17 protein-coding genes are annotated in these 19720 nt (G+C 67.5%); 9 read left to right on the forward strand and 8 right to left on the reverse strand.

Annotated features, from left to right (window positions below):
• Window positions 1-114: 114 nt before the first annotated feature.
• The 4 genes from BSE24067_RS28670 to BSE24067_RS28685 all read left to right on the forward strand — a co-directional run bounded on the left by BSE24067_RS28670 (window position 115) and on the right by BSE24067_RS28685 (window position 3664).
• Entirely contained in the window at window positions 115-705 is a 591-nt protein-coding gene (locus tag BSE24067_RS28670; protein ID WP_151063226.1) for a flavodoxin family protein, read from the forward strand.
• A gap of 72 nt (window positions 706-777) precedes the next feature.
• On the forward strand, window positions 778-1899 hold the full coding sequence (locus tag BSE24067_RS28675) for an aldo/keto reductase (protein WP_244130525.1): 1122 nt from the start codon (window positions 778-780) through the stop codon (window positions 1897-1899).
• 212 nt (window positions 1900-2111) lie between these two features.
• Entirely contained in the window at window positions 2112-3515 is a 1404-nt protein-coding gene (locus tag BSE24067_RS28680; protein ID WP_151063228.1) for an L-lactate MFS transporter, read from the forward strand.
• A gap of 17 nt (window positions 3516-3532) precedes the next feature.
• Window positions 3533-3664 (forward strand): MFS transporter small subunit, encoded by a 132-nt coding sequence (locus BSE24067_RS28685; protein ID WP_151063229.1) that lies wholly within the window; start codon window positions 3533-3535, stop codon window positions 3662-3664.
• A 152-nt stretch (window positions 3665-3816) separates the two neighbouring features.
• On the opposite strand, the gene BSE24067_RS28690 is transcribed toward BSE24067_RS28685, so the two are convergent.
• The 3 genes from BSE24067_RS28690 to BSE24067_RS28700 form a co-directional block, all read right to left on the reverse strand.
• Window positions 3817-5265 (reverse strand): aldehyde dehydrogenase family protein, encoded by a 1449-nt coding sequence (locus tag BSE24067_RS28690; RefSeq protein ID WP_151063230.1) that lies wholly within the window; start codon window positions 5263-5265, stop codon window positions 3817-3819.
• Window positions 5266-5268: 3 nt separating this feature from the next.
• Complete coding sequence (locus tag BSE24067_RS28695) at window positions 5269-6372, reverse strand: tartrate dehydrogenase (RefSeq protein WP_151063231.1); 1104 nt, start codon at window positions 6370-6372, stop codon at window positions 5269-5271.
• A gap of 302 nt (window positions 6373-6674) precedes the next feature.
• On the reverse strand, window positions 6675-7601 hold the full coding sequence (locus tag BSE24067_RS28700) for a LysR family transcriptional regulator (RefSeq protein ID WP_151063232.1): 927 nt from the start codon (window positions 7599-7601) through the stop codon (window positions 6675-6677).
• 367 nt (window positions 7602-7968) lie between these two features.
• Here BSE24067_RS28700 and BSE24067_RS28705 point away from each other — a divergent pair, with 367 nt between their 5' ends.
• Both BSE24067_RS28705 and BSE24067_RS28710 read left to right on the forward strand, forming a co-directional pair.
• Window positions 7969-9297 carry an MFS transporter gene (locus tag BSE24067_RS28705; protein ID WP_151063233.1) on the forward strand — a complete coding sequence of 443 codons (1329 nt, stop codon included), beginning with the start codon at window positions 7969-7971 and terminating at the stop codon, window positions 9295-9297.
• Between the two features lie 57 nt (window positions 9298-9354).
• Window positions 9355-10257 (forward strand): NAD(P)-dependent oxidoreductase, encoded by a 903-nt coding sequence (locus BSE24067_RS28710; RefSeq protein WP_151063234.1) that lies wholly within the window; start codon window positions 9355-9357, stop codon window positions 10255-10257.
• Window positions 10258-10493: 236 nt separating this feature from the next.
• Here the strand turns inward: BSE24067_RS28710 and BSE24067_RS28715 are convergent, their stop codons facing one another.
• Both BSE24067_RS28715 and BSE24067_RS28720 read right to left on the reverse strand, forming a co-directional pair.
• Window positions 10494-11228: an ABC transporter substrate-binding protein gene (locus BSE24067_RS28715; protein WP_151063235.1), complete on the reverse strand. Its 735-nt coding sequence runs from the start codon at window positions 11226-11228 to the stop codon at window positions 10494-10496.
• 159 nt (window positions 11229-11387) lie between these two features.
• Window positions 11388-11681 carry an antibiotic biosynthesis monooxygenase family protein gene (locus BSE24067_RS28720; protein WP_151063236.1) on the reverse strand — a complete coding sequence of 98 codons (294 nt, stop codon included), beginning with the start codon at window positions 11679-11681 and terminating at the stop codon, window positions 11388-11390.
• Between the two features lie 220 nt (window positions 11682-11901).
• Between BSE24067_RS28720 and nosR the strand changes: the two genes are divergently transcribed.
• Both nosR and BSE24067_RS28730 read left to right on the forward strand, forming a co-directional pair.
• Window positions 11902-13308: a response regulator c-di-GMP phosphodiesterase, NosR family gene (gene nosR, locus BSE24067_RS28725; RefSeq protein ID WP_151063237.1), complete on the forward strand. Its 1407-nt coding sequence runs from the start codon at window positions 11902-11904 to the stop codon at window positions 13306-13308.
• An 84-nt stretch (window positions 13309-13392) separates the two neighbouring features.
• Window positions 13393-15168, forward strand: coding sequence for a histidine kinase (locus BSE24067_RS28730; protein ID WP_151063238.1), 1776 nt, complete (start codon window positions 13393-13395; stop codon window positions 15166-15168).
• A 36-nt stretch (window positions 15169-15204) separates the two neighbouring features.
• On the opposite strand, the gene BSE24067_RS28735 is transcribed toward BSE24067_RS28730, so the two are convergent.
• On the reverse strand, window positions 15205-16245 hold the full coding sequence (locus BSE24067_RS28735; protein ID WP_244130530.1) for an extracellular catalytic domain type 1 short-chain-length polyhydroxyalkanoate depolymerase: 1041 nt from the start codon (window positions 16243-16245) through the stop codon (window positions 15205-15207).
• Between BSE24067_RS28735 and BSE24067_RS32675 the strand changes: the two genes are divergently transcribed.
• The gene (locus tag BSE24067_RS32675; protein ID WP_244130531.1) at window positions 16151-16366 is read left to right on the forward strand and encodes a hypothetical protein; all 216 of its coding nucleotides are present in this window, start codon (window positions 16151-16153) and stop codon (window positions 16364-16366) included. The two genes, BSE24067_RS28735 and BSE24067_RS32675, sit on opposite strands and share 95 nt — an antisense overlap.
• A 304-nt stretch (window positions 16367-16670) precedes the next feature.
• Here BSE24067_RS32675 and BSE24067_RS28740 read toward each other — a convergent pair whose 3' ends face one another.
• Window positions 16671-18371, reverse strand: coding sequence for a cobaltochelatase CobT-related protein (locus BSE24067_RS28740; RefSeq protein WP_151063240.1), 1701 nt, complete (start codon window positions 18369-18371; stop codon window positions 16671-16673).
• A gap of 4 nt (window positions 18372-18375) precedes the next feature.
• Window positions 18376-19587: an AAA family ATPase gene (locus tag BSE24067_RS28745; protein WP_151063241.1), complete on the reverse strand. Its 1212-nt coding sequence runs from the start codon at window positions 19585-19587 to the stop codon at window positions 18376-18378.
• Between the last annotated feature and the right edge of the window lie 133 nt (window positions 19588-19720).

The raw sequence follows: 19720 nt of genomic DNA on the forward strand, positions 1-19720 counted from the left end.
CACTCTGTGAGTAACAGTACGTTCAATCGATCGTCATTTATAACTCAATTGCGACTCAGTAGAGTGCCTGTCGATGTCGTCGCCCGATGACCAACTGAGCAAAAGGACGCAACCATGACGCAACCCACGTCGCCGGCCAAAACGGCCGTCGTCTACCACTCCGGTTATGGGCACACCGCCCGGATGGCCACGGCGGTCGCCGAAGGCGCCGGCGCCGCGCTCGTCGCGATCGATGCCGACGGCAACATTGCAGAACACGGGTGGGACACGCTCGCGAGCGCCGACGCGATCCTGTTCGGCTCGCCGACGTACATGGGCGGCCCGAGCTGGCAGTTCAAGAAATTCGCCGATGCGTCGTCGAAGGCGTGGTTCGAAGGCGCGTGGCGCAACAAGATCTTCGGCGGCTTCACGAACAGCGCGAGCATCAACGGCGACAAGCTGAACACGCTCGAGTACTTCGTGCTGCTCGCCGGGCAGCACGGCGGCATCTGGGTGAGCATGGACATCAAGCCGGCAAACCTGAGGGCGTCGCTGCGTGACGACCTGAACCGCATGGGCTCCTATCTCGCGCCGATGGCGCAGACGCCGGCCGATGCGTCGCCCGACGAGATGTCGCCGGGCGATCTCGAGACGGCCCGCCTCTACGGTGCACGCGTCGCGACGATCGCCGGACAGTTTCATGCAGCGCAAGCCCGGCTCGACTGACATTCCCGTGTGCGCGTCGTACCCGCGCGGACGCCACCGCATGCTTCCCCTCCGATCCTCGTGGACACGATCATGAAATACAAGCAACTCGGCCGCACCGGCCTGTACGTCTCCGAACTGTGCCTCGGCACGATGACCTTGGGCGGCAATGCCGACGCCGGCATGTGGGCGGCGATCGGTGCGGTCGGCCAGGACGATGCGACCCGGCTCATCGCCCGCGCGCTGGCCGCGGGAATCAACTTCATCGATACCGCCGACATCTACTCGTTCGGCGAATCCGAACGGCTTGTCGGACAGGCGCTGCGCGACCTCGGCGTGCCGCGCGGCGACATCGTGCTGGCGACGAAGACGGCCGGCGTGATGGGCCCGGGGCCCAACGACCAGGGCGCATCGCGCGGGCACATCATGGATTCGGTGCAGCGCAGCCTGGAACGGTTGCAGGTTGACCACATCGACCTCTATCAGATCCACGCGAACGATTCGGTCACGCCGATCGAAGAGACGCTGCGCGCGCTCGACGACCTGACGCGTCAGGGGCTGGTTCGCTACGTCGGTGTGTCGAACTGGCGCGCCGGCAAGATCGGCAAGGCGCTCGGGCTGAGCCAGGCGCTGCATGCGACGCGCTTCGAGACGCTGCAGGCCTACTACTCGATCGCGGGGCGCGACGTGGAGCGCGAACTGGTGCCGCTCGCGGTGGAAGAGCGGCTGGGGATGCTCGTCTGGTCGCCGCTCGCCGGCGGATTGCTGTCGGGCAAGTTCGGCCCCGGCGCATCCGCCGACGAAGGGTCACGGCGCAGCCATTTCGACTTTCCGCCGGTCGACCTCGAGCGTGCGTGGCCATGCGTGGCGGAGATGCGCGCCATCGCCGACGCGCGACGCGTGTCGGTCGCGCAGATCGCGCTTGCGTGGTTGCTCGCGAAGCCGCATGTCACGAGCGTCATCATCGGCGCCAAGCGGGTCGAACAGCTGGAAGACAATCTCGGCGCAGTGGAGGTCGTGCTGACCGACGACGAGCTTGCGCGCCTGGACGCCGTGAGTGCGTTGCCGCCGAGCTATCCCGGCTGGATGATCGATCGTCAGGAGGCGGGCAGGCGGCCTCGGCCTTTTCGCACGGCTTCGGATCCGCGTCCGGGCCGGCCGACGGCGACGATGGACGAATCCCGACGGGCGTCGTCACCCCGTCATCCTGAATAGGATAAAAAATAGCATATTGAATCCGCGATGCTCATGAACTAATTTCCTCAAAGCCGATACCAAAGCGGCTGGCAAATCGACCCGGACGTGCCGTTGCATATGCTCCCGTACTTCATATGGCCCGGCACCGATCGGACAGGCGAGGACCACGCCCCGTCGACACGCCGACATACAAAACGGATCGACCACGATCCCCAACGGAGCCACCACTGATGAGCAGCGTTACCGATCCCGGCGCCCGCGCAGGCGCCGCGTCTTTCTTTTCGAAGGAAGCGACCATCGCCCAACCCGGTTTTTCGCGATGGTTGGTCCCGCCGGCCGCATTGGCCGTGCATCTGTGCATCGGCCAGGCCTATGCGTTCTCGGTCTTCAACGGCCCGCTCACGAAAGTGATCGGCATCACCGAATCCACGCCCGACGACTGGTCGCTCACCACGCTCGGCTGGATCTTCTCGCTGTCGATTTTCTTCCTCGGGCTGTCCGCGGCGTTCGCCGGCAAGTGGCTCGAACGCGTCGGCCCGCGCCGCACGATGTTCACGGCCGCATGCTGCTTCGGCGGCGGCTTCCTGATCTCCGCGCTCGGCGTGAAGCTGCACCAGATCATGCTGTTGTACATCGGCTACGGCGTGGTCGGCGGCATCGGGCTCGGGCTCGGCTACGTATCGCCGGTGTCCACGCTGATCCGCTGGTTTCCCGACCGCCGCGGGATGGCGACCGGGATGGCGATCATGGGCTTCGGCGGCGGCGCGATGATCGCCGCGCCGCTGTCGGTCGCGCTGATGAATCATTTCAAGAGCGCGACGAGCGTCGGCGTCGCCGAGACGTTCGTCGTGCTCGGCATCGCGTACTTCATCTCGATGTCGATCGGCGCGCTCGCGATCCGCGTGCCGCCCGCCGGCTGGAAGCCGGCAGGTTGGACGCCGCCCGCGGTGACGAAGCACAAGATGATCACGTCGAATCACGTGCACATCGACCAGGCGCTGAAGACGCCGCAGTTCTACCTGATCTGGCTCGTGCTGTTCCTCAACGTGACCGCCGGGATCGGGATCATCGGGCAGGCGTCGGTGATGATTCAGGAGAGCTTCAAGGGCGCGGTCAGCGCCGCGGCTGCGGCCGGCTTCGTCGGGCTGCTGTCGCTGTTCAACATGGGCGGGCGCTTCGTGTGGGCGTCGGCGTCGGACTGGGTCGGGCGCAAGAACACGTACTTCATCTTCTTCGCGATGGGCGCGGTGCTGTATTTCTGCGTGCCGCTGTTCGCGGCGTCCGGGCAGATCGCGCTGTTCGTGCTGACGTTCTGCGTGATCCTGTCGATGTACGGCGGCGGATTTTCGACGGTGCCCGCGTATCTCGCGGACATGTTCGGCACCGCGTACGTCGGCGGCATCCACGGCCGGCTGCTGACCGCGTGGGCCGCGGCCGGTATCGCCGGGCCCGTGCTCGTCAACTACATCCGCGCATATGAAGTCGCGCACGGTGTCGTGAAGGCCGATGCGTACACGATGACGGTTCACATCATGGCGTCGCTGCTCGTGATCGGTTTCGTCTGCAACCTGTTCGTCAAGCGCGTCGACGAGCGCCATCACATGACCGATGCGCAACTCGATGCGGGCAAGTAAATTCCGGAGACGCGAAAATGAATGAAACGGTTGCTTCGACTCGCTCGACCAACAAGGCGGTGCTTGCCGTGTTCTGGCTGTACGTGCTGGTTCCGCTCGCGTGGGGCGTCGTGAATACGCTCACGACCGCGATGAAGCTGTTCGGCTGAAGGCGGGGACGGTGCGCGCGCTGCGGCACGGCGCGCGCACGATCAAAACGGCGGGGCGTCTTCACGGCCGCGCCGGTCGTACCGCGATGGTGCGCACCGGTTTTTACGCGCGAACCTCCCCGTTTTTCGCTCGACAGCGACGCGAGCGGCCCTCAATCGTGCTTGATCGCGATGGTCTTCAGCGCGGTAAAGCCGAGTAACGCCTCGAAGCCTTTCTCGCGGCCATATCCGCTTGCCTTCACGCCGCCGAACGGCAACTCCACGCCGCCGCCGGCGCCGTAGTTGTTGATGAATACCTGTCCGGCCTGGAGCTTGCGCGCGAGCCGCAGCGCGCGGGCGCCGTCGCGGGTCCAGACGCCCGCGACGAGGCCGTACTGCGTGCCGTTCGCAAGCGCGACCGCCGCGTCTTCGTCGTCGAACGGCATGGCCGCGAGCACCGGGCCGAACACCTCCTCCTGTGCGAGTTCGCTGTCGGGCGGCACGTCGCGGAACAGCACTGCTTCGTGATAGTAGCCGGCGGCCGATGCGCCGGCCGCGATGGTGCCGCGCGCCGCCACGCGAATGCCGTCCGCCTGCGCGCGCTCGACGATGGCGCGCACGCGCGCATGCTGCGTGGCATTGACGAGCGGCCCCATCTCCAGATTCATCGACGGCGGCCCCGAACGCAGCCGCGCAAATTGCTGCGCAAGACGATCGAGCACACGCTCGTAGACGCTGCGCTGGACGAGCAGGCGGCTGCCGGCCGAGCAGGTCTGCCCTGCGTTCTGCACGATCGCGTTGACGATGACGGGCAGCGCCTGGTCGAGATCGGCATCGTCGAACAGCAATTGCGGCGACTTGCCGCCCAGCTCCAGCACGGCCGGGCAGTGACGCTCGGCGGCCGCGCGGCCGACCAGCGCGCCCGTTCCGGTCGATCCGGTAAACGAGATGTGACGAATGCCGGGATTGGCCGACAATGCCGCGCCGGCTTCGCCGCCCAGGCCCGTGACGACGTTGACCGTGCCGGCCGGAAAGCCGACGTCGGCCGCGATTTCGGCCAGCCGCAGGATGGACAGGCTCGCATCCTCCGCCGGCTTGACCACGCACGCATTGCCGGCGGCGAGCGACGCACCGACCGAGCGGCCGTAGATCTGCATCGGGTAATTCCACGGAATGATGTGGCCCGTCACGCCGATCGGTTCGCGCACCGTCAATACCGTGAATCCGGCTGTGTAGGGCAGCGTGTCGCCGTGGAGCTTGTCCACGCACCCGGCGTAGTACTGGAGGTAGCGTGCGAGCACCGCCGCATCCGTGCGCGCGGTGTTCAGCGCCTTGCCGGTGTCGCGCGCTTCGAGCTGCGCGAGTTCGTCCGCATGTTGCGAGACCGCCGCCGCGTACGCGAACAGCAGGTTGCTGCGCTCGACCGGCGACAGCTTCGCCCACGGGCCGTCCAGCGTGTCGCCCATCGCGCGCCGGGCCGCGGAAACGGCGCGCTGCACGTCCGTCGCATCGCCGCGCGCGATCGTCGCGAACGGTTCGCCGGTACTCGGGTCGATGACGTCGATCCGCTCGCCGGTATTCGGCGCGACGCGCGCGTTGTCGATGTAGTGATCAAATTGCATGGGTCATTCCTCGATCGATGCGGGATTCGCGACGGTGTGCGCTATCGCCGCGCCCAGTTCTTCGGTGGTGGCCGTGCCGCCCATGTCGCGGGTGCGCGGGCCGGCGGCGAGCACGGACTCGATCGCGCCGACGATTTCGGCGGCCGCGGCTTCGTAGCGCGATTCGCCGCGACCGAGGTGTTGAAGCAACAACGCGGCCGACCAGATCTGACCGATCGGATTCGCGATCCCGCGGCCGGCGATGTCGGGCGCGGAGCCGTGCACCGGCTCGAACAGCGACGGGAAGCGTCGCTCCGGGTTCAGGTTCGCCGACGGCGCGATGCCGATCGTGCCGGTGCACGCGGGGCCGAGATCGGACAGGATGTCGCCGAACAGGTTCGACGCGACGACGACGTCGAAGCGATCCGGATTCTGCACGAAGTGCGCGCACAGTATGTCGATGTGATATTTGCGCGTTTCGATGTCCGGGAACGACCGGGCGATCTCCGCGAGACGCTCGTCCCAGAACGGCATCGTGATCGAGATGCCGTTGGATTTCGTCGCCGCCGTCAGCTGCTTGCGCGGGCGCGAGCGGGCGAGTTCGAACGCGAACCTGAGCACGCGGTCGACGCCGACGCGCGAGAAAACCGACTGCTGAACGGCGATCTCGCGGTCGGTCCCGGTAAACATCCGGCCGCCCACCGACGAATACTCGCCTTCCGTGTTCTCGCGCACGACGATGAAATCGATGTCGCCCGGCTGGCGCCCCGCGAGCGGCGCGGGCACGCCCGGCATCAGGCGGACCGGGCGCAGGTTCACGTATTGATCGAACTCGCGCCGGATCTTGATCAGCGATTCCCACACGGCGACGTGGTCCGGCACGATGTCGGGCGCGCCGACCGCCCCGAAGAAAATGGCGTCGTGCGCGCCGATCTGCCGCGCCCAGTCGGCCGGCATCATCGTGCCGTGGCGAACGTAGTGATCGGTGCACCAGTCGCCGAATTCGTCGAACGCCAGCGGAATGTCGAAGCGGTCGGCGGCCGCGCGCAGCACGCGCAGGCCTTCGGGCATCACTTCCTTGCCGATGCCGTCGCCGGCGATGACCGCGATGCGGTGCGGGTTCTTCATATTGGGGGACATCTCCATGACGAAGCTGGCGTCCCGCACGGGAGGGGGCAGACACGGGGAGGTGCGCGAACCGGACCGCATCGAACTGCTGCGCGGCGGCCTTCGATACGCGACGCTGCCTCCGATCACCCCGGAGCGCGTCGGCATGTCTCCCGTGTCTCTTCCGTTGCGGTAACCGGCGGACTGTTGAATCTGTCCGTCGAATCTACTGCGTCGCAAGCGCCGGCAGGAAGTGCGGATCCGTGAACGGGACCTTCGAAAATCTGCAACACGCCGGCGTGCGAGGACGTGCGGCGACGCAGTCAGTCGTTCGACTGCCCGGCTTCACCGGAACCGGCGGCGAGCGAAGGCGGCGCGAACGACGCGAGGAACTCGAACAGCTTGCGCGTCGGCAGCGGCACGGCGCCCGCGCGAATGCCGACCGACATGACGCGGTTGGCCCACGGCGCGTCGAGGCGAATGAAGCGCAGGCGCATCGGTTCGCGAAACAGCGCGACCGCGCGCTCTGGCAGGATGCCGATGCCTTGCCCTGCCGCGATCAGCCGGCACATGGCTTCGAAGCTCTGCACCTGCACGCGGAAGCGGACCGACTTGCCGAGCAGCGCCGCTTCCCGGACGAGCGAACGCGTGAGTTCCGAGCGGTCGTCGAGCGCGACCAGATCGTGGTCGAGCAACGCGCTGAAATCGATCGAGTCGCCGGTGAGCGGATAGTCGTCGGGCACGACCACGCTGGCCCGATCCATGCAGTAAGGCGCGAGGTGGAGGCCTTCGGTCGCGGTGCGCGACGTGACGATGCCGACGTCCGCGCGGCCTTCGCGCAGTGCCTGCAGGATGTCGGCGCTTCGCAACTCGCTGATCTGCAGCTTGATGTCGCGATAGCGCTGCGAGAATGCGCGCAGCTGATCGGGAAGATCCTGGCTGATCGCCGAGATGTTCGCGAACACGCGGACGCGCCCGACCGCGCCTTTCGTATAGTCTGACAGCTCGCTGTAGATTGCATCGGTGCGCAGCAGCAGGTCGGTCGCGTGGCGCAGCAGCGCTTCGCCGGCAGGCGTGAGCTCGACGCCGGCGACCGTGCGGTTCAGCAGCACCACGCGAAAGTGATGCTCGAGCAGCGCGATCCGGCGGCTCGCGGTGGAAAGCGACATGTGGGACTGCTGCGCGGCGCGCGACAGGCTGCCGAGCTCGGCTGCACGGACGAACAGGGCGAGGGACGTGAGATCGAACAAGCGCGGGCTCCGATTGAAACTGCGGCCAGTATGTCATCCATCGATGCGCTCGAAGGTGTCGGGCGAAGTGGTGCTAACCCTGACTGGCCGAGAATGGTGCGCCGCACACCGCGACGGCCGGCGTCGTGCGCACGATCGGCGGCTGGAATCCGGTTTCCGGCGACTTGTGCATTGCACCGCGCGATGCCGGCCGGCGCATGCGTTCGACATATTCGAAGTGCCGCTTGAAGGATTTCGCATATCGGGCGGGGAGGGCAGCCGGTAGATTCGAACCGTCCCTCGTCGCACACACCTATCTGAACAGCGGCTGCATGCACGGCGACGCACGCCTGCACGCGGGACCATCCATGAACTTTCGGAGACAAACGTGGAAATCGACGCGACCTGCAACCCGGGCGGCCTCGCAGCCCCGGCATCGGCGCACGACCTCGCACAGGAGGACCGGATCTTTCGTCGGCTTGCGTTGCAAATTCTGCCGATCCTGATGTTCGCGTACGTCACGTCGTATATCGACCGCGTGAACGTCAGCTTCGCCAAACTGCAGATGAGCCAGCATCTGGGCTTTTCGGATGCGGTGTTCGGTTTCGGCGCCGGGATATTCTTTCTCGGTTACGTGATCTTCGAGGTGCCGAGCAACATGCTGCTGGTGCGCGTCGGGCCGCGCCGCTGGATCACGCGGATCGTCGTGTCGTGGGGCGTCGTTTCGGGACTGACGGCGTTCGTGTCCACGCCGATGCAGTTCTACGTGATGCGCTTTCTGCTCGGCGTCGCCGAGGCCGGCTTCATTCCGGCCATCGTGCTCTACATGGCGCAGTCGTTCCCTGGCCGGCGGCGCGCGCGGATCCTGTCGATGTTCTATGCGGCGCTCGCACTGGCCGGGTTGATCGGGTCGCCGCTGACCGGCTTCATCCTTCAGTATTTCGACGGCGCGATGCAGATCCCGGGCTGGAAATGGATCTTCATCCTCGAGGCGCTGCCGGCATTCCTGGCTGCGTTCTACGTATGGAAGGGCCTCGACGACGACGTGACGCGCAGCGAGCGCTTCTCGCACGCGGAGCGCGCGATCCTGGCGCGCGTGCTGGCGCAGGATCGTGCGACGACCGAGTCGGTCGGTCATCGCGGCCTGTTCTCGAGCTGGCTCGTATGGGCGTTCTGCGTGATCTACTTCCTCGACGTGTTCGCGATTTACGGCTATACATTCTGGGCGCCGACGATGATCAAGCAGATGGGCATCGGCAGCGACTTCGCCATCGGCTTGCTCGCCGCGCTGCCGAACGCGGTGGCCGTGGTCGTGATGGTCCTGTTCGGACGCAGCGCTGACCGGCGCGGTGCGCGGCGGCTGCACGTCGCCGCGCTGCTGCTGATGGGCGCGACCGGGCTCGGGCTGTCGGTCGTCTGGCACGATCAGCTGTGGCTCGGGATGTTCGCGTTGTGCATCGCGAACGCGGGGCTCATCTCGTTTCCGCCGCTGTTCTGGAGCATGCCGACCGCAGCGCTCGGCAGCGCGTCGGTATCGATGGGCATCGCGGTGATCAGCTCGTTCGGCAACCTCGGCGGCTTCTTCGGGCCGTACGCGGTCGGCTACCTGAAGCAGATGTCGGGCAGTCTCGCCGCGCCGCTATTCGTGATGGTCGCGTGCCTGCTGCTCGGCATCGTCCTGACGATGCTGCTGCCGGCGCGGCGGGTCGACCGGTAACGGCAATCCATTTCGTCGCGGCGCTGCGCCGCGGCGGCATCTTTTGACGGGAATGACATGAAACAGCAGATTGGCCTGATCGGCGTGGGTTTGATGGGGCATGGTATTGCGCGCAACGTGCTGAAGCACGGCTATCCGCTCACGGTGGTCGAGCATCCGGGCAACCAGCCGCTCGACGAACTGCTGCGCGGCGGCGTGCGGACCGTGCGGACCGCGCGCGAGCTCGCCGCGCAAGCGGACGTCGTGATCCTGTGCGTGACGGGTTCGCCCGAAGTGGAAGCGGTACTCACCGGTGACGACGGCGTGCTGGCCGGCCTGAAGGACAACGCGATCGTCGTCGATTGTTCGACCGCCGTGCCCGAGTCGACCGTCCGCATGGCGCGGCTTGTCGACGCGGCGGGCGGGCGCTTCGTCGACGCGCCGATGACGCGCGGCGCGAGGGAGGCGCACGAAGGCCGGCTGAACCTGCTGGTCGGCGCGACGCCGGGGTTGTTCGCGGAGATCAGGCCGGTTCTCGCGTGCTTCGCGGAAAACATCACGCGTGTCGGCGACGTCGGGGCCGGCCACAGCATGAAGCTTCTGCATAACTACGTTTCGCTCGGCACCATCGCGCTGCTGTCGGAAGCCGTCGCGTGCGCGAAGCGTTCAGGCGTGGACGTCGCGGTGCTCGCCGATGTGCTCGCCACCGGCGGTGGCGGCGGCGCCGCGCTGAACCGGCTGCGTCCGTTCCTGGAGACCGGCGACACGTCCGCGCTGCCGTTCCATATGGCGAATGCGCTGAAGGATCTGTCGTACTACTCGGCGATGGCCGAAGGCGTCGACGCGGCCCATGCGATCGCGGCGGCCGTCACGGATACGTACCGCGATGCCGTTGCCGGCGCCGGTGCGCATTGTCCCGTGCTGAAATTGTCCGATGTGCTGATGGCGGCGCCTGCGCGCGACGACGGCGCGTCGTCTTGATCGAGCGCGCGGCCGTGCGTGCTCGGTACGGCCGAACCGACGTCGAGCGAAGCAGCACGCGTCGTGCTCGTCGGTATCGCGTGCCGCTGTGCCGCAAGCACATGGCCACGGCGGCACGTTCCGCGCATGACGGCTTGGCTGCGTGCTCCACGCCGGGCGCATGGACTGCGCCGGTGGCGTCGCTGGTCGGCCGGCGTGCGGCTTGCCGGCATCCCGCTCGTCGCGCGCCCCGTCGATCAGCGCAGCGGCGCGACCGACGCGCCCGTGATCCCGTGCCGCCGCAGCGACTCCGCAACGAAGCCCGACGCCTTCATCTCGTCGACAAATTCGCCGAGGAACGCGGCCGCCGCCGCGCCGCGGCTCTTCGGCACACCCATCGCCTGACGGATCACCATGAAGCGCTCGCCGAGCAGGCGCAGGCCCGGCGTGTTCGCCGCATCGGTTTCGAGTTGCTGCTTGACACCCGCGGCGACTTCGAGCTGCTGTTCGACGAACGTCGGCACGACCGCCTGCGACGTCGGTGCGCGCACGATCTGCGCGGCCTTCAGCTCGCGCGTGAGGAACAGGTCGTATGCACTGCCGTTGCCGACGGCCACGCGATTGTGCGGTTGATCGACGTCCGCATTGGTCCGGATCGGCGAATCGTCGCGCACGAGATAGAAGCCTTCGATCAGCACGTAGGGCTCGGTGAACGCGACCGTTTCGCCGCGCAGCGGATCGACCGCGAAGAAGCCGAAATCCGCGCGCTCGTCGGTCAGCGCCTGCACGGACTTGCCGGCCGTATCGAACACGACGAGCTCGAGCTCGGCCGACAGCCGTTCGGCGAACGCACGCGCGAGATCGATCGACACGCCGAACGGTTCGCCGGTCGCAGCGTCGCGATTCGCGAGGATCGGGTTGCCGAGATTGATCGACGCGCGCAGCGTGCCGGTCGGCGTGAATGCGGAGAGGATGGAAGAGTCGATGGGCATGGCAGGGCTCGTGAATATCGAATGCGCCGGTGAACTTGGCACTCGCCGGCCAAGGTGTGACGCGGAAAGATCGAGCGTGGCGTTTCGCCGATCATCGAGAGGCAATCGCAAGCAGCGTCACGCGATTGCGTTCGGATATCGGTTCGTTCTTCGCCGCGATTACTTTACCGCGACTTCCGTATGCACGACCTGCGGCGGGCTCTTGAAGAACGGCCCGGCCAGCTGCCGCCACTCCTGGAAGTCGTCCGATTGACGGAAATGCACCATGTGGTCGTCGATGGTGTCCCACTTGACGACGAGCAGGTAGCCGCCACTGCGCTCGATCACGCGGTGCAGCTCGGCGCCGCCGCAGCCGTGCGCGCGGGCGAACAGCGGAAGCGCCTGACGTACCGCCGCCTCGAACGGCTCGGCCTGCGACGGATCGATTTCGAGCGATGCCATTTCCAGAATCATGAATGCTGCTCCAGGGTTTGAACGATGCGAACATGATCGTGACGCGACGCGCGCCGCGATCGGCGTCCCGCAAAGATACCGGAAGTCGGGATCGAGCGCCGCGGCCAATTGCGTCGCGCGAATCGCCGCGCCGCTCACGCGAATCCACGTTTTCCCCTATGTGGAATGGCCGGGCGCATGCCGATGACACAGAGGCGGCGAAGACAATCCGAGGCCAGCCATGACGACATCCGCGATAAACGGAACGAACGAGACACTGCCAGCAACCAGCGCCGAAGCCGCACCCGACTCCCCCGTCGCACCTGCGTCGATCCTGCTCGTCGACGACGAGCCGAGCGTGCTGTCCGCCCTCAAGCGCGTGCTGCGGCCCGCGCGTTACGACATCCTGACCGCCGACAGCGGCGAAGCCGCGCTCGACCTGCTGGCGTCGACCGAAGTCGATCTGATCGTGTCCGACATGCGCATGCCGAACATGAGCGGCGCCGCGTTCCTTTCCCGCGCACGTGCGCTGTACCCGGACACGATGCGGATTCTCCTGACCGGCTATTCCGACATCGCGTCGATCGTCGAGGCCGTCAACGAAGGCGGCGTGTATCGCTACCTGAACAAGCCCTGGGACGATCACGACCTGCTGATGACGCTCGAGCAGGCGCTCGAGCAGCGGCGCTTGCGCGGCGAAGCGGCGCGGCTCGCCGCGTTGACCGAAGCGCAGAATGAAACGCTGCGCCGCTTCAACACCGAGCTCGAAACGCAGGTGCGCGCACGCACCGAGGAGCTCGGGCAAACCGTGATGTTCCTCGAAGCGGCGCAGCACGACCTGAAAAGCAGTTTCACTGCGATGGTCCAGGTGTGCGCGAGCATGATCGAGATGCGCTGCGGGTCCGCGAGCGGCCACGCGATGCGCGTCGGCGAGATCGCGCGCCAGCTTGCGCTGTCGGCCGGGATGAGCAGCCTGCACGCGCAGGACGTCTATTACGCGGGGCTGTTGCACGGGATCGGCAAGCTGTCGCTGCCCGACGAACTGTTGCACAAGCCGATCGTCAAGATGACGACGGACGAACACAGCCTGTTCCAGCAGCATCCGCTGCGCGCGCAGATGGTGCTCACGCCGGTCGCGCAGCTGCACAAGGTCGCGTCGATCGTGCTGCATCAGTACGAGCGGTTCAACGGCCGCGGCACGCCGGACGGGCTCGCGGGCGACGCGATCCCGCTCGGCTCGCGGATCGTCGCGATCGCACGCGACTTCGAAGGGTTGCGCAACGGCGAGATCGGTACGCCGCATTCGGTCGAGCAGGCCATCGACGTGCTGCGCTCGCAGGCCGGCGTGCGTTACGACCCGCTGCTCGTCGCGCGCTTCGTCGAACTGATGCGGAATCCGGCGAGACTCGGCATCGCCGCGTCCATCGCGGAGATTTCGTCCGCGCAGCTGCGCGAAGGAATGCAGCTTGCCGACGATCTGCGCACGCACCGCGGCGTACTGCTGATGACGAAGGGCAGCGTGATGTCGGCGCACCAGATCGAACTCGTGCGCCGCTTCGAGGCGCGCGAAGGGATGCCGTTCGACATTTTCGTGCTGACCGGTGCGGCTGCAACGGCGCAGGCGGCCGCCGCCGCGCCGCCCGGCTGACGCGGTGCGACGTCACGCGGCCGTCGCGTCCGAGATCGACGGCCCGCCACCGCAATGCGTTCATCTCGACCGGGATGCCCGATCATGCATGGCACGTACAACCCGCTGCTCGTCCTGCTGTCGCTCGTCATCGCGACGCTCGCTTCCTACACGGCGCTCGACCTGGCCGCGTTCATTTCGTTGCTCGACAAGCCGCGGCTCAAGCGCGCGTGGCTTGCCGGCGGCGCGGCCGCGATGGGCACGGGAATCTGGTCGATGCACTTCGTCGGCATGCTCGCGCTGTCGCTGCCGATCCCGCTCGGCTATGCGTTGCCGGATACCGGCGCATCGCTGGCGATCGCGGTGCTCGTGTCGTATTTCGCGCTGAACGTCGTCACGCGTGCGCGCTTGAGCCGGCGGCGGCTGCTGGCCGGCGGCGCGCTGATGGGCGCCGGAATCGTCGGCATGCATTACACGGGGATGGCCGCGATGCGCATGGCGCCCGGCATTCGCTACGATCCCGCGCTGTTCGCCGCGTCGATCGGCGTCGCCGTGATCGCATCGACCGTCGCGCTGTGGATGGCGCAGGCGCTGCGCGAGCGACACGCGCGGCACGCGAGCGCGCAACGCATCGGCGCGGCACTGATCATGGGCCTCGCGATCACCGGCATGCACTACACGGCGATGGCCGCCGCGCACTTCGCGCCGGATGCGCGATGCGGCGCCGCAAACGGAATCGATGCGCCGTGGCTCGCGACGACCATCGCACTCTTCACGACAGCGACGCTGATCGTCACGCTGCTCGTGTGCCGATTCGATGCGCGCACAACCTTTTTGCGCGGGATGACGGACACGCTCGAACGACTCGTGCGCTTGCGGACCGCGGAACTCGAAACGGCGTTGCGGCGCTACGAGCAGACGACCGCGATGCTGCAGCGCACGCGCGAAGACATGGCGACCGAGATCGACGAACGCCGGGCGGCGCAGGCCCGGCTCGAACAGGAGAAGGACGAGCAGCGGCGCCTGCTGCGGGAACTCGAGGAAACGCACGTCCAGCTGCTTCAATCGGAAAAACTCGCATCGATCGGCCAGCTCGCGGCAGGCGTCGCGCACGAGATCAACAACCCGATCGGCTTCATCAGCGCGAACCTCAACACGCTCGGAACGTGGGTGCGAACGCTGCTGGACGTGATCGCCGCGCACGAGGCCGCGCTGCCGCAGCTCGACTCGCGCACGCGCGACCCGCTGATCGCGATGCGCGGTGCGGCCGATCTCGATTACGTGCGGGACGAGATCGTGACGCTGATCGACGAATCGATCGATGGCGCGGTACGCGTACGGCGCATCGTGCAGGACTTGCGCGATTTCTCGCGGCCGGGCAGCGGCGAGTGGAGCGTGGCCGACGTGCATGCGGGTCTGGACAGCACGCTGAACGTCGTCCATAACGAACTGAAGTACAAGGCCGACGTCGTGCGCGAATACGGCGACGTGCCGCGCGTCGAATGTCTTCCGTCGCAATTGAACCAGGTGTTCATGAACCTGCTCGTCAACGCGGCGCACGCGATTCCCGCACGCGGCGTGATCACGATCCGCACGTCGAGCGACGGCGAGCACGTGTCGATCGCGATCAGCGACACCGGAACCGGGATGACGCCCGACGTCATGCGGCGGATCTTCGATCCGTTCTTCACGACGAAGCCGGTCGGACAGGGCACGGGGCTGGGATTGTCGGTGTCGCACGGCATCGTCGAGCGCCATCGCGGCACCATCGACGTGACGAGCGAGCCGGGGCGCGGCACGACGTTCTGCGTCCGGTTGCCGATCCGCCGCGCGGCCGGCACCGTGGACGACGGCGCGGCGGCGGTCGCGCAGCGGGCATGATCGCGACGGTCGCAATGCCGGCAGTGGTTGCGATCGTCACATCGCGCGCCTGCGCCGCCGCCTGCGGAAGAAATTCCAGAACATCGCGGTCGCGTCCGGCCCGGTCGCCGAGTGGAACGCTTCGCGCGGATCGCCGCCGCTCCATGCGTGCGCCAGCCGGCGAACGACGCAGACCCTGACGATCAGCCGGCCGCCGCGCAGATAGTCCGTATAGTCGGCGCCGTCTTGCGCGTACGTGTGTTGTTCGCCGACGCGCAGTTCGCCATGTTCGTCGACGAGCCGGTTGATCCGTGCGAACGCGATGCCGAGCTGCCGCGCGTTTCGTTCGTCGACGACCGTATCGAGCCCGCCATGCACGACCAGCGCCGGCATGCCGGGATAAGCGCGCACGTCGACGCACGCGTCGACGACGTGAATCGGATCGTCGCGCAGGCCGCGCCGCATCACGCTCATCGCGGCCATCGTCGACAACGGCGGCGCGATGGCCGGCCCGGAATGCAGGCCGACCGCCGCGAACAGATCGGGATACGCGACGGCGAGTTGCGCGGCCAGTCCGGCGCCGGCCGACATGCCGGCCAGATAGATGCGGTCGCGATCGAATCCGCGCTCGCGCACGATCGCATCGATCAGCGACGCGACCGCCGGGCCTTCCGACTGCGACGCGTCGCCATGCCAGTTCCAGCAGCGGTGCGAATGGGCGGTCTTCGCCTGCTCGGGAAACAGCACGGCGAAGCCGGCGCGGTCCGCGACGCGGCAGATGCGCGTGCCCGCCGCGAACGATTCGGCCGTCTGCTTGCAGCCGTGCAGCATCACGACGACGGGCATGTCCGCCGCTGCGAGCGGCGTCGCGGGCAGATACAGCGCGTAGGCAAGATGATTGACGAAGCGGCCGGCGGCCGGGCGGGCGGAGTGAAACGAGCGTAGCCACGCACCCGCAGCCGGGCGCGGCGATCTGCGGGCGGCCGACGCTGGTGCGGCTGACTTGCTGCGCGACGGCCTTGGCGTCGCGGGGCGTTTTGCCGTCGCGGCCGGTTTGGTCGTCTTTCGTTTCGGCCGCGGGCTCGCCGCGGCGGACAACAGCGCGAACGGCCGTAGCCAGAGGCTCGATTTTTTCCTGGGCATGGACGAATCTCGTGACGGCGGCGCGTGTAACGGCATGCGGCCGGGCCGCCGTCGGGTGGATGTCGGATACGGGTGAAGCAGGATTCGTGCGAGAGCGAACGTTCGCGCCGAAGCGCTGCGCCGTGGGTCCCCACGGAGGGCGCAAGCCGATCCCATTCCTTTCGACGCGACGTCGTTACAGCAGCGTCGCAATTCGGGCGCGCTACGCCGCATGCTAACAGTCGTCATCGATATCGCGTGCGATGGTTCCGTGACGGCTCGATGAACGTTTTGACCCTATCGTGGACCGTCGGCGCTCGCCGCGCTCAATACCATCGATGCGCATGTGGCGCCGGCCCGCGCGACGGGCGCGCGGCAGGTCGCACCATCCGGGCGCATGGCTACCGATTGAGCAGCGTGTCGCTCAGCACGCTGAACGCTGCGCCCGGTAACTCGTTCAGTTGCTCGACGACGCTGCTGACCGGATAAAACGATTCGACCGCATCGTCGAGCATCCCGACGCCGATCAATTCGACGCGCCGTTCGCGAAGCGCATCGATGCGTGCGCGCAAGTCGGTGCGCAAGATCGCGGGATTGCCGTCGCCGGTGGCCGGATACCCGTCGGACAGCACCATCAGGATTCGGCGGCGCGCGCGCTTTGCCAGCAGCCGTTCGGCGGCCCAGCTCAGCGCTTCGCCGTCGGGGTTCTCGTGCCCGCATTCGATGCAGGCGAGGCCGACCGGATTGTCCGAATCGAAGCGCTTGTACACGCGCAGGTCGAGACGTTCGACGAAGCGGTTGTAGCCGAACGTGTCGTTGCCGCCGTCGATCCAGCGCTGGTAGTGCGCGCGCATCGCGGCATCCTCGACCGAACTGTAGCCGAGCACTTCGCACGCGAAGCCGAGCTGCATCAGTGCGTCGCACAACGCGGCCGCGCAGAGCGCAGCGAGTTCGATCTTCCTGCCCGCCATCGAGCCGCTGCAGTCGAGCAGCAGGCTCACCGCCGCGTCGCGTCCCGGCGCCGCGCGCGTCACGCGAAACGGCGTCCGATAGCCGGGCGTGGTCGCGACGCGCACGAGTGACGCGCGATCGAGCTGTCCGCGTTCCTGCTCGCGTTTCCAGCGCGTGTGCTCGTCGACCTTCAACGCGCGCTCGAGACGCATCCGCAGCGGCTCCGTCTGTGCGCGCGCGGCGCTGCGCAGACGATGCCAGCGTGCCGGTTCGCCGTTGCCCGTGAAGTCGGTCACCGTGTCGAACGCCGTGGTCAGCGGGATGGACAACAGCGGGCGGTTGTCCGCGGACAGGCGAATCGTGCCGTGCGCCGCGTCGCCTTGCGGCGGTGTTTCCGGTGACGACGCCGTTTCTGCGATCGCGGCGGCGCTGGACTCGGCGGTCGATGCCGCGCGCGTGTCGTCCGATGTGCCGGGCTCGTCCGCGTCGAATTCAGCGGCGATCGTGTCGCGATCGAGCGTGCTGCCGGGATCGGCGGTGAACATCATGTTGTTCGCACCGGCCGACGCCAGCGCGCGAACGCGTGCGACGATCCGGCGCGCGATGCGGATGCTGTCGGCAGTCGACGCCGCCGCGAGCGCTTCGTCGATGAGCTCGGTGGCCGCCGCGACGGTCGCATCGAGCGATGGCGAACGTTCGACGCTCGTCAGCGGTTCGCGCCACAGCGCGCGCTCGATGCGCCACAGCAGTTTGTCGCGCCATGTGTTTTGCGGCCAAGCCCGCAACATGTCGGCGGCCGACGTTGCACGCATCCGCGCGAGAAAGCGCTGCGCGCCCGGATAAAGCGCGACGAGCCGTGCGGCCGCGCGCCGGTCGTCGATCGCCCGAGCGATGTCGCGCACGACCGGTGAACGCAGCGCGGTCAGCGTGTCGATCGCGCTGAAGCGTATGCGGGCCGCATGGAGATCGACGAAGCCGATGATCGCATCGTCGTCGATGGCGCCGGCGAGCAGCGTGTCGGGTAGCACCAGCCGGTCGCGCTGCACGACCGGCCCGTGACGCGCGAAGCGCACGTCGATCCCGTGCCGTTGCGCGAGCGTGCGCGCGAGACGCGTCAGGTGCGCCGAGCGCGCGTCGTCGTCCCGGTCCATTGCGCTACGCGTCGAGATCGATGTGATGGCGCACGATGGCGCGGATCAACGCTGCGTCGTCCGGGCCGACCTTCGCATAGATCGTCGGGCCCGCGGCCGATTCGGGATCGCCGGTCCGCAGCATCAATTCGGCCCAGTCGAGCAGACGCCGCGTCGAGAACGCGCCCGCAAGATCCTCGCGGACGAATGCGGCGCGGCAGTCGGCGGCGATCGCCGCGAGCGTGTCGGCCATCGCGGCCGACATGCGCGGGCCGAACGTGCGTTGCAGCACCTGCGCTTCGTCGTGCGGTGGCAGATAGTCGAGGTGGTACACGCGCCAACGGTCGAGGAACGCGTCGTTCATCAGGTTCGCGCCTTGGTACAGGTGGCGGAACTGGCCCATCGCGCCGACCGCGTTCGCGGTCGCGAACAGCCGGAACGACGGATGCGGCGCGACGATCTCGTTGCCTTTCTCCTTCAGCAGCAGCCGTCCGGCCGGTTCGAGCACGGCGGTCAGCACCGCGAGGATCGCCGGTTCCGCGAAGTCGATCTCGTCGACGATCAGCCACAGCCCTTCACGCATCGCGGTCGGCAGCACGCCATCGACCCAGATCGTCTCGCCGCCCTTGACCGTCCAGAAGCCGACGAAGTCGCCGACCGTGGTCTGGCCGTTCATGTTCGAGCGCAGCACGCCGTGGCCCGTGTGCGCGGCGGCCTGTTCGATCAGGCTCGTCTTGCCCGTGCCCGTGTGGCCGATCAGCAGGATGCGGCGGTTCTCGACGATGTCTTCCAGCACGCTGGCTGCGCGCTCGGTGAACAGGTATGCGGGGTTGGGCGGCGGCACGAGCGGGCCGCCGGCGCCGCGCGGCATCGGCACGCCGCCCACCACCGATACGGTCTTCGCCGCGTCGCCGCGGGCGGCGGGCCGCGCCGCACGTGCACGCCGCAGATCCCGCATGAACCCTTCGCGGCGCGCGGGCGGTTGGCGACCGCCGGCGTCGTCGTCGCGCCGCGCGAAACCCTCCCGATGCCACTTGCGCAGCTTCGCATCGAGGTTGTCCGCATCGACGACCGTATCGACGGATGTGCTGCCGTCAGGCCGGCGGTGCTGGATCCGGTACATGCGCGCGCGCTCGGAGCGGCTGACGATCCATTGTCCGGCCGACGGATTCGCCAGCTGCCGATAGACGCCGAGGACGGACGGTGCGGAAGGTGCGTTGTCAGCGGGTGCGTTCATGGGTCGAAGGCGGAAAGGGGCGACGGGAACGGCAACGGGGAGGCGGACGGCGACGCGGCAGGAAATCGCCGCGGCGGCCGGAGTACCGGATACCGCGTATCGCGCGGCGTCCGCGGAACCCCGCGCATCTCCG

The sequence above is a fragment of the Burkholderia latens genome (genome assembly GCF_902499045.1).
Taxonomy (GTDB): domain Bacteria; phylum Pseudomonadota; class Gammaproteobacteria; order Burkholderiales; family Burkholderiaceae; genus Burkholderia; species Burkholderia latens.